The following is a 14,455-nucleotide window of genomic DNA, read 5'->3' as shown; positions in this document are numbered from 1 at the left end:
GACCAGGGAGTTCCCCTGGCGCGAGCGGCGAACGCGGGTCGGCACCGTTCCGCCGTGCGTACCGATCCTCCACCCGTCCGCGACGGGAGGGACGACGGCGACCGGCCGGGAGCCCCCGGCGTGCCGCCCGGCGACCGCCCGCCGAGCCGCTGGGCCCGGCTGCGGGGCCGGACCGCGGAGGAGCCCGGCCGGCCGCAGCCCTGGCGGGTGGAGGGCATGCCCGGGAACGGGTCCCCGCGGCCGGCCCAGGAGCGGCCGCGGCGCGGCGGGTTCTGGGGGTTCGTGGTCGCCGCCCTGGTGGTCAACTGGATCGTCGCGTCGCTGGTCATGGGGCCGCCGGAGCGGACCGACGTGTCCTACACCTTCTTCACCGAGCAGCTGGCCGCGGGCAACGTCGAGACGGTGACCTCGACGGCGGACGCCATCCAGGGCGAGTTCCGGACCGCGGTGGACCCGCCCGGGCCGGAGGACGCTGCGCAGGTCCGCCTCTTCGCCACGCAGCGCCCGTCGTTCGCGACCGACGACCTGCTCGGGACCCTGGAGGCGCAGGACGTCACCGTCAACGCCACCGACCCGGACGCCGCCCCGCCGCTGTGGCAGCAGGTCCTGGTCGGCTTCGGCCCCACCCTGCTCCTCGTGGGGCTGCTCCTGTGGTTCCTGCGGCGCCGGGCCGCCGGCCTCGGGGGCCTGGGCGGCTTCGGCAGGTCCCGGGCCACGCTCTACCGGCCCGACGCCGGGACCAGGACGACGTTCGCCGACGTCGCCGGCATCGACGAGGTGCAGTCCGAGGTGCGCGAGATCGTCGACTTCCTGCGCGATCCGCAGCGCTACAGCCGGCTCGGGGCGCGGATCCCGCACGGCGTGCTGCTCTCCGGTCCGCCGGGCACCGGCAAGACCCTGCTCGCCCGGGCCGTCGCCGGCGAGGCCGGGGTGCCGTTCTTCTCCATCTCCGCGTCGGAGTTCATCGAGGCCATCGTCGGGGTCGGCGCCAGCCGGGTGCGCGACCTGTTCGACCAGGCGAAGGAGGTGGCGCCGTCGATCGTCTTCATCGACGAGCTCGACGCCATCGGCCGGGCCCGGGGCGGGACCTTCGCCGCCGGCGGGGTCGACGAGCGCGAGCAGACGCTGAACCAGATCCTCACCGAGATGGACGGGTTCGAGGGCAACGAGGGCGTCGTCGTCCTGGCGGCCACGAACCGGGCCGAGGTGCTGGACCCGGCCCTGCTGCGCCCCGGGCGGTTCGACCGCCGGGTGAGCGTCAGCCCGCCGGACCTCGACGGCCGGCTGCGGATCCTCGAGGTGCACACGCGGGGGGTGCCGCTCGCGCCGGAGGTCGACCTGGGGACCGTGGCCGCGGCGACGCCGGGCCTGGTGGGCGCCGACCTGGCCAACCTCGTCAACGAGGCGGCGCTGGCCGCCGCCGGGCACCACCACGACCGGGTGACCGGCACCGACTTCGGCGAGGCGCTGGAGAAGGTCCTGCTGGGCACCGTGCGCGGCATCGTGCTCTCGCCGGAGGAGAAGCTCAGCACCGCCTACCACGAGTCGGGCCACGCCCTGCTCGGCATGCTGACCCCGGGCGCGGACCCGGTGCGCCGCGTGACCATCATCCCGCGGGGGCAGGCGCTGGGCGTCACCGTGCAGACCCCGCAGATGGACCGGTACGGCTACACCGAGGAGTACCTGCGCGGCCGCATCGCCGGGGCGCTGGGTGGCCGCGCCGCCGAGGAGATCGTCCACGGCGAGGTCTCCACCGGCGCGGAGAGCGACCTGGACCAGGCCACCCGGCTGGCCCGCCAGATGGTCGGCCGGTGGGGGATGTCCCCGGCGATCGGGCCCGTCTCGGTGCTCCCGGCGCCCGGGGAGGAGCAGCCGTTCCTCACCGACCGGATCGCGCCGGCGACCAGGGAACTGGTCGACGGCGAGATCCGGCGCCTCCTCGAGGAGTGCTACGACGAGGCCGTCGGCGTGCTCCGGGGCAACCGCGAGCGGCTGGACCGGCTGGCCCGCACCCTGCTGGAGCGGGAGACGCTCGGCGAGGACGAGGCCTACGCGGCCGCCGGCGTGCCCCGGAGCACCGCACCGGCCGCGATCGCCCGCGGCGAGACGCCGGGGGCGGACCGCGCCGCCGGGCTGCCACCCGAGGGGGTGGCCGCACCGGCTAGCCGAACGTGAGGACGTGGACCCGGGCGCCGGGGTCGAGGAACTCGACCTCGACCGTGCCGCCGGTCCCGGGTCCGTGGCGGCGGATCAGGTTGTACGTGCGCGGCTCGAGGACCGTGCCGTGCCCGTCCTCGTCCACGTCGACGCCGGCGTCGCTCCCCGCCGGCCGGCCGTCCAGCAGCACGCGGAATCGCACGCCGCCCGGACCCTCCGGCGCCACGACCAGGTGCACGTCCCGGGACCAGGAGTGGCACACCAGCCGCCCGCCGGCCCCGTGCGACGCCGCGACCTCGCTGCCGATGGTCCAGGTGCCCGACAGGGCCCAGTGCCCGAGCCGCAGCCGCGCGGGCGCGGTGTAGTCGTACGGCCGGCCCGGGACGACGGCGGGCGAGGAGGCGAACCCCGCGGTGCGGTCGTAGCCGAGGTGGGTCTCCCCGGAGCGCAGCGTGTCCCAGTCGGCGGCCACCTCGACGCCCCGGGCCTCGACCGGCACCGGCTCCGGGGGGAGGTCCGCTGCGCCGGCCTCGGTGAGCAGCCGCCGGAGCACGCTCTCGGTCTCCTCGTAGCCGCCCTCGCCGAAGCTGTGGTGCCTGAGGCGTCCGTCGGCGTCGACCAGGTAGGTGGCCGGCCAGAAGTGGTTGGCGAAGGACCGCCACACGGTGACGTGGTTGTCGAGGGCGACCGGGTGGCCGATGCCCCGCGCCCGCACGGCGTCGCGGACGTCGTCCACGTCGTGCTCGAAGGTGAACTCGGGCGAGTGCACGCCGATGGTGACCAGCCCGGAGCCGCCGTAGGACCGCTGCCACGCGCGGATCCAGGGCCAGGACCGGAGCCAGTTGATGCACGTGTAGGTCCAGAAGTCCACCAGGACCACGCGGCCGCGCAGGTCGGCGCCGGTCAGCGGCGGCGAGTTGAGCCAGCCGGTCGCCCCGGCGAAGGAGAAGTCGGCGGAGACCGGCCACAGGGCGGCGGCCTCGCCGTCCGCCACCCCCCGGTCCTCGGCCCGGACGTCGGCGGGGAACCAGTGCGCCAGGCGGCGGGCGGCGGACAGCAGGTCGTCGGTGGCCATGGTCGGGGGTCCCTCCTGCGCCGGGGGTGGAGCCGCAGCCAGCCTCGGCCGCCGCGGGGTCGTTCGCGCCCATCGATGTCCCTGGCCGCGGGGGGACGGCGTCGGGGACCGCGCGGTCAGCGGGAGGGGAGGGGGTCGGGCGCGGGCCAGGGCGCGGCGGAGTCCAGCGCCGGGAGCGAGCGGCGCAGCTCCCGGCGGGTGCTCACGCCGAGCTTGGGGAAGGTCTTGCGCAGGTGCCACTCGACGGTCCGGGGGCTGACGTAGAGCGCGGCGGCGATCTCCGGGTTGGTGAGTCCCTGGGCGGCGAGCCGGGCGACGTGCGCCTCCTGGGCGGTGAGCTCGCCGGCGGCGGCCACGGTCCGCTTGCGCACCGTCTCCCCGGTGGCCAGCAGCTCGTGGCGGGCCCGGTCGGCGAACGCCTCGACCCCCATCGCGGTCAGCGCGTCGTGCGCGGTCCGCAGCTGGGCGCGGGCCTCGACCCGGCGCCCCTCCCGCCGCAGCCACTCGCCGTAGAGCAGCTGCGCACGGGCCAGCTCGACCCGGACCGTGGTGCGGCCGAGGCGGTCGATCGCCTCGCGGTGCAGCTCGTCCGCCGTGCGGCCGGCGCGCAGCAGGGCCGCCCTGCTCGCCGCCACGCCCAGGGCCCAGTCGCTGGCGCTGGCCTGGGCCGTGGCGGAGAGCTGCTGCGCTGCGGCGTCCGCGGCCGCGGTGTCGCCGCTGCGCACGCCGGCCTCGACGAGTTCGGCGAGCGCCCACGCCGCCGGAGCGAGCAGGGGCGGATCGGCGGTCGCCGCCTGCGCGGCGCGCAGCGCGTCCCGGTAGCGGCCCAGACCGTTGCCCAGCACCGCGCCGGCCCACCGGGCCACGGTCCGGTCGACGCCGCGGGCGTCGACGTCGTCCAGGCAGCGGCGGATCAGCGGTTCGGCCCGCTCGGCCCGGCCCTGGACGGCGAGCAGCCCGGCCTCGCCGGAGGGCGCCGGGATGCGCCCGGCGGCCTCCGGGAGCGACCGCGCCTCGTCGACCAGCGACGCCGCCGCGGCCAGGTCGCCGGTGACCAGGTGCAGGAGGGTGCGGGCGGCCAGGGCCCGGGGCAGGGCCGCGAGGGCGCCGGCCCGGCGGGCGAGGTCGAGGTGGCGGCGGGTGAGGACGGCCCAGGCGACGTCGTCCCAGAGCGACGCCGCGGTGGCGGCCGCGAGGTCCGCGCCGCGGAGCGCCTCGTCCGAGGGGAGCTCCTCCCCGACGACGAGGGCCGCCACCGCTCGGCGCGCGGGTCCCACCGCGGGCGCGTAGCCGTCGGTGATCCGCACCGCGAGCGCCTCGAGCAGCGCGTCGCGCCGGCGCGTCGTGGCGGCGGGGGGCGCCGCGCGGACGGCGTCGGCGACCTGCCCGGCAGTGGGGCCGGCCCCCGCGCGGCCGTCGAGCACGACGGCGACGAGCGCGTCCAGGTGGGCGTCCCGGGCCGCGTCGGCGTCGATCGGTCCCAGCCGCCGGGCGGCGGCCAGCAGCCGCGTGAGCGCGTCGTCACCACCGCCGCCCGCGAGGGACAGTCGGGCCTGCAGCAGGTCGGTCCGCGCCCGGTCCGCCTCCTCCCGGAGCGGTCCGACCCGGGCGGTCGCGAGGAGGGCGGCGGCACCGTCGAACGCGCCGGCGGCCACCAGGGCCCCGACGGCGTCCAGCGCACGCCGCGCCCGCCGGGCCGGGTCGGGGGTGAGCGCGGCCGACCGTGCCAGGAAGGCCGCCGCTGCGCCCAGCCCGCCGTGCGAGCCGGCCAGGCCGGCCCAGCGCTCGAGCTCGGCGGCGACCGCCTCGTCCGGACCCGTCGCGGCGCAGGCGCGGTGCCAGGCCCGGCGGTCGGGGTCCAACGCGGCGTCGGTGGCCTCGGCCAGCGCCCGGTGGACCTCCCGCTGCTCCGCGCGGGGAGCCGAGTGGTGGACCGCCGAGCGGAGCAGCGGATGGCGGAACCGGACGCGGTCGCCCAGCGCGACCAGCCCGGCGGCCTCGACCGCCGTCGCGGCACCGGGCTCCAGGCCGAGCCGCTCCGCGGCGCGCCACAGCAGCGGCACGTCCCCGACCGGTTCGGCGGCGGCGGTCAGCAGCAGCCGGCGGGCCGCGCCCGGCAGGGGCCCGACCGAGTCCAGCAGCTTCCGCTCGAGGCGGTGCAGCGGAGGCGGCTCGGCGCCGGCCGGGTCGGCGCCGAAGGCCAGCTCCACCGCGGAGAGCGCGCGCGGCAGCTCGAGGAGGACCGAGGGGTTGCCGGAGCTCTCGGCGACGATGCGGTCGCGGACGCGGGGATCGAGCGCGCCGGTCACCGAGCCCTCCAGGAGGGTGGCGGCCTCGGTGCTCCGCAGGCCGCGCAGGGTCAGCTCCGGCAGTCCGGCGAGCGGGGGGTCCGCCGCGGATCCGCGCGCCGCGACGACCAGCGCCACCGGAGTGGCCCCGAGGCGGCGGGCGACGAACTCCAGTGCCTGCGCCGACGCCCGGTCCAGCCAGTGGGCGTCGTCCACCACGCCGATCAGCGGCCGGTCCTCGGCGATCTCCGACAGCAGGGTGAGCACCGCCAGTCCGACGAGGAAGCGGTCCGGTGCCGGGCCCGGCCGCAGACCGAACGCCGTGCCGAGCGCGTCCTGCTGGGGACCGGGCAGCCGGGGCAGCCGGTCCAGGTGCGGCCCGCAGAGCTGGTGCAGCCCGGCGAAGGCGAGGTCCGACTCGGACTCGACGCCCGCGGCACGGGCCACCCGGCAGCCCGCCGCGCCCTCCACCAGGAACTCGAGGAGGGCGGTCTTGCCGATCCCGGCCCCGCCGCGCAGCACCAGGGCGCGGCCGGCGCCGCTCCGGGCGGCCGCGACCAGGCCGCGCAACGCGTCGCACTCGGCCCGTCGGCCCAGCAGCCCCGGCCACGAGCGGAGAGGGGACACGCTGCTCACCGCCCGGGGGAGGATGAGGTCGGCGGACCCGGGTCACCCTGCGGTGCCGCGCGTGCCACCCCCGGGCGGAGGGGGCACAGTGGCGGGCATGACGGACGCCGAGCAGACCCCTGAGGTCGAGCAGAGACTGGCGAGGGACCTGGACCCCGAGCGGCACCGGAAGCCGTCGGAGGGTGTGCCGCAGGACCTCCCCGACGACGACGACGAGGACCCGGCGACCAGCTGAGGCTGCGGGGCACGGGCACGACGGGGCCTACCGCACCGGCCGGCGCGCGTGGCCGGCCGCGGACCTGCTCGCCGCTCCCGTCGCGGCCGTGGCCACCTCGGTCGCCCACACCGGCACCGAACCGCTCGGGACCTGCCTGTCCTCGGGCTGCCAGCCGGCGGTCGCGTGCCGCCCGAGCAGGATGATCACCACGGTCTCGATGCCGAGGCCGAGCAGGACGAGCACCACCCAGACCATCGCCGCCCTCCCGTTCCCGGGTGCGGGGACACCCGGCTGGCCCGGGCCATGCTGTCCCGCCGACCGGACGCGGGACCTCGTCCGCAGCGGATGAGCCGTGCGCCGCGCCGGGCTCAGGGCGTCCCGCGGAACAGCAGGCCGTGGGTGCGCGCCTGGTCGACGGCCTCCCGCCGAGAGGTCACGCCGAGCTTGGTGTAGATGGCGCGGACGTGCGTCTTCACCGTGCTGTGCGAGACGGTCAGCTCGCTGGCGATCTCGCCGAACGAGCGCTGGGTGGGCAGCAGGGTGAGCACCGCGCGCTCCCGCTCGGTCAGGCCCACCCGCCGGTCGCTCCCGCGGAGGGCGAACCGGGCGTGCAGCACCCGGCGGGCGGTCGGTTCCCGGACGTCGAAGCTGCCCAGCAGGCCGGTGAGCAGGTCGGCGACCTCGGCCGGCCCGAACGCCAGCGGCCGCAGCACGTCCATCTGGTCGGTGAGGCCCAGGGCCCGGTCCAGCGCGGCGCGGGCGTGGTCCCGGCGGCCGTCGAGCACCGCCAGCCGGCAGTCGAGCACGCAGGCCTCGACGACCGTCCACGGCAGGAGGACCTCGAGGGAGCCGTCCAGGACGGGCCGCAGGGTCTCGGCGGCGGCGGCCGAGCGGCCCATCGCGGTCAGCCGCTGGGCGCGCAGGAGGGCGACCTCCCCCTGCGGACCGAGGCGCTGCTCGCTCCACTCGAGGACGCTGCGGGCGAGGTCCGGACGACCCGACAGCGCCGCAGTCGGGTACTCCAGCGACGCGAGCAGCGCGCCCGTCGCCGCCATCCCAGGGTGGGCCACCGACTCCGTGCGTGCGTGCCGCAGCGCGTCCAGACCGTCGGCGACGCGCCCGAGGTCCACCAGCGCCGCGCCGCGCAGCGCTCCGGCCGGCGCGGACACCGAGGCCAACGGCTCGTCCTGCGGGCGTTCGCCGAAGGCGAGCGCCGGCGCCAGCAGGTCGAGGCAGGCGGCGGGCTCGGCCCGCAGCAACGCCCCGTACGCGCGGAGGATCGCCGCCATCACCGCCCCGGCGGTGGCCTGCCAGTCGGCACCGGGCGCGATCCGGTCGGCCTGCTCTGCGAGCTCGCCCATCCTCCGGTAGTCCCCGCGGGCGCCCTCGACCGCCGCCAGCACCGTCAGCCCCCGCGCCACGAGGTAGGCCTGGTCCAGCTGACGGGCGCGGGCGATGGCCGTCGCGGCCGCCTGCTGCGCCTCGTCGGTCCGGCCGACGGTCAGCAGGGCGAGCGCCCGGTCCAGGTCGCCCATGACGGCCAGTTCGAGGTGCTCGTCGGGTGCCGCGGCCAGGGCCTCGATGACCTGGACCATCGCGTGCGGGTCGCCGTCCAGGCTGACCCGCCGGGCGCGCACGAGGACGCGGAGCGCCACGAGGTCGGTCCCCGGCTCGGCGGGCCAGGCCTCGTCGGCACGGTCCAGGTGGGCGTCCGCCGCCGCCACCGCCCCGGTCTCGATGTCCACCAGGGCCGCGACCAGGGCGTACCAGGGGTCGTCGGCGACGGATCGGCCGCCCAGCCCGTCCAGGGCCTCCCGCAGGGCCCGGTGCGCCCCGTCGGCGATCAGCCCGACGGTGTTGCGGCGCAGCAGCGCGGCCAGCAGGTCGAGGTCGCCGGACTGGCGGGCGTGCGCGAGCGCCGGGACGGGGTGCCCGCGCGCGGCGTACCAGTCCGCGGCCCGGCGGTGCAGGTCCAGCACCAGGTCCGGCCGCCGACGCCGCAGGTCGGCGAGCAGGTGGGAGCGCAGGAGCGGGTGCACCCGGTACCAGACCCGGCCCTGACCCGAGCTGAGGATGAGCGAGGTGTCCTGCTCCAGGGCGTCGAGGACCTCCCCGGCGTCCGGGCGGTCGGACAACGCCGCGGCCAGCGCCGCCGACAGCGGGTCGCACACGCTCACCGCGCGCAGCAGGTCGAGCACCGGCGCCGGCAGCCGCGCGAGGATCTCGCCCATCAGGTAGTCGGCGACCGCGCGGCTGTTCCCGGCGAAGTCGGCGAGGAACTGGTCGGCGTCGTCGGCCTCCCGCAGGGACAGCGCCGCCAGCCGCAGCCCGGCCGCCCACCCCGCGGTCTGCTCGACCAGCTGGCGCAGCTGGTCCGCGGAGAGCTCGACGTCGGTCGCGGCCAGCAGCGCGTCGGCCTCGGGGACCGAGAAGCGCAGGTCCTCGGCGCGGATCTCGCACACCTGCCCGTCCAGCCGCATCCGCCCGAGCGGCAGCGGTGGATCGCTCCGGCCGCCCAGCACCAGCTGCAGTCCCGGTGGCCGGTCGCGGACCAGCGAGGCCAGGCCGTGCAGCGGAGCGGGCGCGGTCAACTCGTGCACGTCGTCGAGCACGAGGCGGACCGGGCCGGGCACCAGGTCGAGCGCGTCGACCACCGCGGCCAGGAACGTCGGGTCCTGGCTGGGCCGGCCGGGGACGACGAGCCGGTGCACGGGGCTGTCCGGGGGGACGGCCGGGCAGGAGGCGAGGGCGCTCAGGACGGCAGACCAGAAGCGGTGGTCGTCGTTGTCGTCCTCGTCCAGGGACATCCAGCCGGTCAGCTCCGGACGGCGGGAGGCCCACTCGGCCAGCAGCAGCGTCTTGCCGTACCCGGCCGGTGCGCTGACCAGGGTGACCTGCCCGGGGGCCGCGGCCTCCAGCGCGGCGACGAGCCGCGGGCGGTGCACGTGACGCGGGGGCAGCCGCGGCACCGCGGTCTTCACCCGGGGCACGCCCGGGCGCCGCGTGCCCGGAGGTGCGGGTCGCGCTGCTGGACCGGTGACCGCCATGGCGTTCCGCACGCTACGACCACCGGAGCGGTGGGGACAGGGCCCTACGGCGGGTCCGCGCCGCGACACCTCGTCCGGCGCGGAGGCGCCGCTCGGGCCCGGCACCGGGCGACACTGCCCGTCCGCACCGATCGACCGCACAGGGGGGCGACGGATGACCGGGACGGTGCCCGAGCGGCCACGGCGGGGCCGCGACGTCGCCCTCGGGGTCCTGCTCGTGCTCGCCGCGCTGGTCCTGCTCGCCAACGTCGCCGTGGCGACCGCGCTCTCGGTCCGGCTGCTCGGCCGGACGGCGCTGGCCGCCGGCGCGGTGCTCCTCGTGCGCGCGCTCGCGGGCGCCGGCTCGGGCACCACCTGGTCGGCCGCCCTCGGCGGTGTCGTCCTCGCGGTGCTGGGCGGGTTCGTCCTGCGCAACCCCGCCGTCGGCGCGGTGACCCTCACGCTGCTGACCGGGTCGCTGCTGCTGACCACCGGACTGACGCGCCTGTTCTCCGCCCCCGCCCGGTCCGACGCGCGCGCCGTGCACCTGCTCAGCGGCCTGGTCTCGACCGTCCTGGGCGCCGTGGTCCTGCTGGACCTGACCAGCGCCGGCCTCACCCTCCTCGGCGTCCTCGTCGGCGTGCAGCTGCTGCTGGAGGGCGCGACGCTGCTCGCGGCCGGGGGGCTGCGGCCCGCGCGGACGCCGTCCGGTGCGCCCGGGGCCGTCGTTCCGGGACGCGGTCGGCGGCCGGCCTGACGAGGCGGTCGACGACGCGCCACCCGCCGCTCATCCCAGGCGGTGGGCGGCGACGGCCGCGACGGTGCCCAGCGTGTTCGTGGCCAGGTGCAGCAGGGCCGGCGCCAGGAGGCTGCCGCTGCGCAGCCGCAGCCAGCTCAGCAGCGCACCGGCGACCGCGGTGAAGACGCACACGCCGAGCACGGCCAGCGTCCGCGTCCAGGCCGCGTCGACCAGGTCGTTGGCCGCGATCCCGCTGAGGGTGGGCCGGATGTGCCAGATCCCGAAGACCGCCGCCGTCACCCCCACCGCGCGACCCGTCGGCAGCACCCGGAGGAGGGCGGCCAGCAGCACGCCGCGGAAGGCCACCTCCTCCCACAGGACGGTGCCCAGCGGGATGCGCACGAGGACCTCGGCGGCGACGTCCCCCGCCGCCAGGTCGGCGGCCCGGGCATCGGTGAGCAGCGGGCGGAGGAGGGGGACGGCGACGGCGACGGCGAGCGCCAGCGCGACGACGGCGAAGGCGACGCCGCCCCACCCCAGCCCGGCCGCCAGCCGGCGCCGGGACAGCCCGAGGTCCGACCAGGACAGCCCCGTCCAGCGCGCCGCCGCCAGCAGGACGCCGGTGGCCGCGCCGTTGACCAGGACGTAGGACGAGTCGGGCACGCGGGGGACGACGACGTTGTTCCAGAGGACGAGGACCCCGACGAGCGCGGCCGCGAAGGCCCGGTGCCGCCGGCTCGCGGGCGCTCGGCCGGGGGTGGCTCGGGTCATCGGCGCACCGTCACGGCCCGTGCTGACGCCCCGGTCGGCGGCGGTCCGCCTAGGCCTGCAGGAGCCGGTCCTTCTGCGCCGCGAACTCCTCCTCGGTGAGCAGCCCGGCCTGCCGGAGCTCACCGAGCTCGGTCGGCTGGGCGGGCAGCTGGTCGACGTCGGAGGGCGCCGCGCGCTGCGGCGGCACCGGAGCCTGCTGCCGCGCGGACACCCGGCCGGCCACCGAGGACGCCGTGCCGGCGACCACCGCCGTGCGGGCCATGGTGCCGAGCAGCCCCGGCCCGCCGCGGCCGCGCCCCAGCCGACTCCTCATGACCGCACCTCGTCCATCCTCGGCACCTCCGCCGCCGGGGTCCCCCCGGCGGCCAGGGCGCGGTCGACGTTCTCCCGGGGCACCCGGTCGGAGGCGACGACGGTGCCGTGCACCTGCCGGACGGCGTCGCCGAACGCGGCGGCCCAGCGGTTCTCCCAGAGCAGCACCAGCGTGGTGGTGCTCGGCTGCAGGGTGGCCGCGATCTGCAGCAGGTCGTCGTCGCTGAGCAGCTCGAGGACGTCGCCGTCGACCGCGGCGAACGCGGCCCCGTCCTCGTCCTCGAGCTCTGCGCCGGTGACCTGCCCGTCGGCGTCCTCGTGGAGCACGGCGGCGTCGAGCACCCGGACGGTGCCGGAGTCGACCAGCGCGGCGAGCGCCGGGGCGACTGCTGTCACGGGGGGCCTCCTCGGGTCCTGACCTGGCTGGAGACGGCGCCGGTCGCCAGGAGCAGGAACTCCGCTCGGGCCGCGCCGGCGGTCGTGCGTGGCTCGTCCATCGCTGCGCTCACCGCCTCCGGCCGGGCGCGGCAACACCGCACCGTGACCCACGGTCCGCTCCCGGACCTCGTCCGCGGTGGATGAGGCCTGCGGTGGGAACGTCCCGGGCCGCGCCGCGGGGGAACCGCCGGGACCGTGCGCCGTCGGGCCGCTGCGGCGGCCGCACCGCTCCCGGCGGGGCACTCCATCCGGGACGGACGAGGCGGGCCCCGGCGCGACCGGCGAGCCTGGCCGGGATCAGACCGGAGGGGGCCACCGTGCCGACGCACTACGAGTTCCGGGTGGCGGGGCACCTGTCCGACCGGATCCGCGGCGCGTTCCCCGACATGGTCCTGGCCGACGCTCCACCGGAGACGATCATCTTCGGGGAGGTCATCGACGAGGCGCACCTGCACGGGGTCCTGGCGCTGATCCAGGACCTCGGGCTGCACGTCGTGGCCCTGCACGAGGTGCCGCCCTAGCGGCTCCGGCGACCAGCGCCCGCGCGCCGCGGTCGACGCGACGGGTCACGCCTCGGACCGGAGCGGGCGGACCACCGCGACCGGGCACGGCGCGAAGGTGAGGCAGCGCAGGCTGACCGACCCCAGGAGTGTGCTGGACCGGCTGGACCGGCCGCGCGACCCGACCACCAGCAGGTCGGCCGCCTCGGCCACCTCCGCCAGGACGTCCCACTCCGCGCCCTCGATGGTCTGCGCGCGGACCCGGACGGCGGGGGACCGGTCCTGCCAGGCCGCCCGCAGGCTCTCCCGCAGAGTCGTGTCGGCCTGCTCCCGCAGCGTCGTGGCGGGCCGCGCCCAGGGGAGCCCGCCGTAGCCGGACAGGGTGTCGATCCAGGCGTGGACGACGTGCAGCTCCCCGCCGCGCAGGCGTGCCTCGGCTGCGGCGAAGCGCACGGCGAGCACCGAACCAGCCGAGCCGTCGACCCCGACCACCACGCGGCTGGCGGCTCCCTGCCACAGCACGGCGCCGTGCGCGGACTCGTCGTCGCGCACGACGACGACCGGCCCGCGGGCGTGCTGGGCGCACTGCCGGCTGACCGAGCCCAGCAGCGCACCGCTCAGACCCCCGCGCCCCCGGGAGCCGACCACGAGCAGCCCGCCGGGACCGGCGGCGTCCACGAGTTCCCGAGACGGCTCCCCGTACCGCACCTCTGTGCGGACCGGGACGGCGTCGCACCCTGCGACGGCGGCGACGTCGGCGGCCTCGGCGGCCATCCGATCCCGCACGTCCTGCTCTCCGCCGGCGACGTCGGGCCGCCCGACGGCCCCGTCACGGAGACCCAGCGGCTCGTCCACCGGCGAGACGGTGACCATCCGGACCGCGCACTCGCGCAGCGTCGCCTCTCGCAGGGCCCAGTCCAGCGCCGCCCGGGCACCGGCCGAACCGTCCACCCCCACCACGATCTCGTGCACGGACGCTGTCTCGTCCACGGCGCTCCTCCGGAGGCCTCTCCCGCTGCCCTCGTACCCGTGAGCCGTTGGATCTCCTGCTCGGCCGGCGGGTTCCGACCCGGTGATCGGGGACCCGGTGCGGGACGGGCCGGCGGGACGTGGTCACGGGCCACCTCCGTGCTCAGGGGGTCCCGGCCTGGAGGCGAACAGGTCCAGTCCGAGTTCGGCGGACAGCCACCCGGTCGCGAGCTGCCCACGGACGCTGTTGCCGGCCGCGTCCAGCGAGGGTGAGAAGGTCGCCAGCGCGCCCTTGCCCGGCGAGACGGTCACGATGCCGCCGGAGATCCCGCTCTTGCCGGGCATGCCGATCTCGAACAGCCAGTCGCCGCTCCGCTCGTACAGCCCCGTGGAGGCGAGCACCGCGACGGTGTCCCGCGCGATGGCCGGGTCGACGACGCGCTCCCCGGTGACCGGCTGGACGCCCCACCTCGGAGACGACGCCGACGGCCTCGTGACCGAGGGTGAGGTCGGTCCGCGGGCCGATGCCACCCCCGACGGTGTGCGAGTCCGACGTGCAGATCAGGGCCGCGGTCGTCTGCACGATCGCGTCGTTGGGACCGGGAGTCGGCACGGGCTTCTCCATCATCCCGACCGCGCCGATCCCCTTCATCACGAACGCCTTCATCTCGACTCCCCTCCGGGATCTCTGGGTGCTCGTCGGGACCGTCGTGGTCGTGATCCGGACGCCGCCCGCCCACGACGTCCCGGCCGGCACGGGTCAGCGGGTCGCCGCGGCGGCGGGTTCGGTGAACCTGTCCGGTCGGACGTCGGTGTAGGTGTGGATCGGGACCTCGAGGGTCACCGAGCCGGCGTCGCGGAACTCGAAGACGACCGGGACGCTGAACCCGCTCCGGAGCGTCTCCCGCAGCCCGGACAGCTCCAGGTGGAGTCCGGTCACCTCGCGGAGGACCGCCACCCCACCGGACGGCACGTCGACCTCGATCCGCGGAGCCGGCTCGTCGTCGCCGTTCCGCAGGACGACCTCCTCGGCGACACCGGCCGTGACCCCGGTGAGCTCGTCGTCGGCCTCGCCGTCGTTCGCGACCGTCAGGAGGAGTGCGGCGCTGTTCCCGGCGATGTGCAGGCTGCCGCGCGTGCCGGGGGAGGCGATGGCCACGCTGAGCAGCCGCAGCGGACCCACCCGCCCGTCGACGCTGTCGAGCCCGATCCTGGCCCGGTCGAGGTCGGGAGTGCCGACCTGCCCCGTGCCGCAGCCGGCGAGTGCCAGCAGGAGGACCAGGAGCGGCCCGACGAGTCGGGTGCGGTTCATGGCTGACTCCGGGGATGGGGAGCG

At 77.4% G+C, this 14,455-nt stretch carries 14 protein-coding genes and 1 pseudogene; 4 read left to right on the top strand and 11 right to left on the bottom strand.

Annotated features, from left to right (window positions below):
* The first annotated feature begins 54 nt into the window (after positions 1 to 54).
* Positions 55 to 2,175 (top strand): ATP-dependent zinc metalloprotease FtsH, encoded by a 2,121-nt coding sequence (ftsH, locus tag PGN05_RS13180; protein WP_419753006.1) that lies wholly within the window; start codon positions 55 to 57, stop codon positions 2,173 to 2,175.
* On the opposite strand, the gene PGN05_RS13175 is transcribed toward ftsH, so the two are convergent.
* Together PGN05_RS13175 and PGN05_RS13170 are read right to left on the bottom strand one after the other, a co-directional pair.
* Positions 2,162 to 3,232: a thioredoxin gene (locus PGN05_RS13175; RefSeq protein ID WP_419753005.1), complete on the bottom strand. Its 1,071-nt coding sequence runs from the start codon at positions 3,230 to 3,232 to the stop codon at positions 2,162 to 2,164. The genes ftsH and PGN05_RS13175 overlap by 14 nt on opposite strands.
* A gap of 116 nt (positions 3,233 to 3,348) precedes the next feature.
* Positions 3,349 to 6,156, bottom strand: coding sequence for an AAA family ATPase (locus PGN05_RS13170; protein ID WP_419753004.1), 2,808 nt, complete (start codon positions 6,154 to 6,156; stop codon positions 3,349 to 3,351).
* Between the two features lie 88 nt (positions 6,157 to 6,244).
* Between PGN05_RS13170 and PGN05_RS13165 the strand changes: the two genes are divergently transcribed.
* Positions 6,245 to 6,382: a hypothetical protein gene (locus PGN05_RS13165; protein WP_419753003.1), complete on the top strand. Its 138-nt coding sequence runs from the start codon at positions 6,245 to 6,247 to the stop codon at positions 6,380 to 6,382.
* Positions 6,383 to 6,409: 27 nt separating this feature from the next.
* Here the strand turns inward: PGN05_RS13165 and PGN05_RS13160 are convergent, their stop codons facing one another.
* A complete protein-coding gene (locus tag PGN05_RS13160; RefSeq protein ID WP_419753002.1) occupies positions 6,410 to 6,619 on the bottom strand; it encodes a hypothetical protein in 210 nt (69 codons plus the stop codon).
* A gap of 113 nt (positions 6,620 to 6,732) precedes the next feature.
* Positions 6,733 to 9,345: a LuxR C-terminal-related transcriptional regulator gene (locus PGN05_RS13155; protein WP_419753001.1), complete on the bottom strand. Its 2,613-nt coding sequence runs from the start codon at positions 9,343 to 9,345 to the stop codon at positions 6,733 to 6,735.
* Between the two features lie 220 nt (positions 9,346 to 9,565).
* On the opposite strand from PGN05_RS13155, the gene PGN05_RS13150 reads away from it, so the two are divergent.
* The gene (locus PGN05_RS13150; protein ID WP_419753000.1) at positions 9,566 to 10,147 is read left to right on the top strand and encodes a DUF308 domain-containing protein; all 582 of its coding nucleotides are present in this window, start codon (positions 9,566 to 9,568) and stop codon (positions 10,145 to 10,147) included.
* 30 nt (positions 10,148 to 10,177) lie between these two features.
* Here the strand turns inward: PGN05_RS13150 and PGN05_RS13145 are convergent, their stop codons facing one another.
* The 3 genes from PGN05_RS13145 to PGN05_RS13135 are packed head-to-tail and all read right to left on the bottom strand — an operon-like array spanning position 10,178 to position 11,608.
* Positions 10,178 to 10,900, bottom strand: coding sequence for a CPBP family intramembrane glutamic endopeptidase (locus PGN05_RS13145; protein WP_419752999.1), 723 nt, complete (start codon positions 10,898 to 10,900; stop codon positions 10,178 to 10,180).
* Between the two features lie 49 nt (positions 10,901 to 10,949).
* Complete coding sequence (locus tag PGN05_RS13140; protein ID WP_419752998.1) at positions 10,950 to 11,213, bottom strand: SHOCT domain-containing protein; 264 nt, start codon at positions 11,211 to 11,213, stop codon at positions 10,950 to 10,952.
* On the bottom strand, positions 11,210 to 11,608 hold the full coding sequence (locus PGN05_RS13135; protein WP_419752997.1) for a hypothetical protein: 399 nt from the start codon (positions 11,606 to 11,608) through the stop codon (positions 11,210 to 11,212). Before PGN05_RS13135 ends, PGN05_RS13140 begins: the two co-directional genes overlap by 4 nt.
* A 359-nt stretch (positions 11,609 to 11,967) precedes the next feature.
* Here PGN05_RS13135 and PGN05_RS13130 point away from each other — a divergent pair, with 359 nt between their 5' ends.
* Positions 11,968 to 12,171: a hypothetical protein gene (locus PGN05_RS13130; RefSeq protein ID WP_419752996.1), complete on the top strand. Its 204-nt coding sequence runs from the start codon at positions 11,968 to 11,970 to the stop codon at positions 12,169 to 12,171.
* 45 nt (positions 12,172 to 12,216) lie between these two features.
* On the opposite strand, the gene PGN05_RS13125 is transcribed toward PGN05_RS13130, so the two are convergent.
* The 4 genes and pseudogenes from PGN05_RS13125 to PGN05_RS13110 form a co-directional block, all read right to left on the bottom strand.
* Entirely contained in the window at positions 12,217 to 13,140 is a 924-nt protein-coding gene (locus PGN05_RS13125; protein WP_419752995.1) for a universal stress protein, read from the bottom strand.
* 123 nt (positions 13,141 to 13,263) lie between these two features.
* Positions 13,264 to 13,650, bottom strand: coding sequence for a glutaminase (locus PGN05_RS13120; RefSeq protein ID WP_419752994.1), 387 nt, complete (start codon positions 13,648 to 13,650; stop codon positions 13,264 to 13,266).
* Positions 13,589 to 13,744, bottom strand: a pseudogene (locus PGN05_RS13115) (alcohol dehydrogenase catalytic domain-containing protein); the annotation flags it as partial. The gene PGN05_RS13120 and the pseudogene PGN05_RS13115, both read right to left, overlap by 62 nt.
* A 135-nt stretch (positions 13,745 to 13,879) precedes the next feature.
* Positions 13,880 to 14,431 (bottom strand): copper chaperone PCu(A)C, encoded by a 552-nt coding sequence (locus PGN05_RS13110; protein ID WP_419752993.1) that lies wholly within the window; start codon positions 14,429 to 14,431, stop codon positions 13,880 to 13,882.
* Positions 14,432 to 14,455: the final 24 nt, after the last annotated feature.

The sequence above is a fragment of the Geodermatophilus sp. CPCC 206100 genome (assembly GCF_048569675.1).
Taxonomy (GTDB): Bacteria; Actinomycetota; Actinomycetes; order Mycobacteriales; family Geodermatophilaceae; genus Geodermatophilus.
The sequence above is the reverse complement of the archived record's forward strand: the minus strand, read 5'-3'. Positions and strand labels throughout refer to the sequence as shown.

Excerpts from the sequence above, each read along its gene's own strand:
- PGN05_RS13165 (WP_419753003.1), top strand. The coding sequence starts at position 6,245 with ATGACGGACGCCGAGCAGACCCCTGAGGTCGAGCAGAGACTGGCGAGG.
- PGN05_RS13140 (WP_419752998.1), bottom strand. The coding sequence starts at position 11,213 with ATGAGGAGTCGGCTGGGGCGCGGCCGCGGCGGGCCGGGGCTGCTCGGC.
- PGN05_RS13150 (WP_419753000.1), top strand. The coding sequence starts at position 9,566 with ATGACCGGGACGGTGCCCGAGCGGCCACGGCGGGGCCGCGACGTCGCC.
- PGN05_RS13145 (WP_419752999.1), bottom strand. The coding sequence starts at position 10,900 with ATGACCCGAGCCACCCCCGGCCGAGCGCCCGCGAGCCGGCGGCACCGG.
- PGN05_RS13110 (WP_419752993.1), bottom strand. The coding sequence starts at position 14,431 with ATGAACCGCACCCGACTCGTCGGGCCGCTCCTGGTCCTCCTGCTGGCA.
- PGN05_RS13175 (WP_419753005.1), bottom strand. The coding sequence starts at position 3,232 with ATGGCCACCGACGACCTGCTGTCCGCCGCCCGCCGCCTGGCGCACTGG.
- PGN05_RS13160 (WP_419753002.1), bottom strand. The coding sequence starts at position 6,619 with ATGGTCTGGGTGGTGCTCGTCCTGCTCGGCCTCGGCATCGAGACCGTG.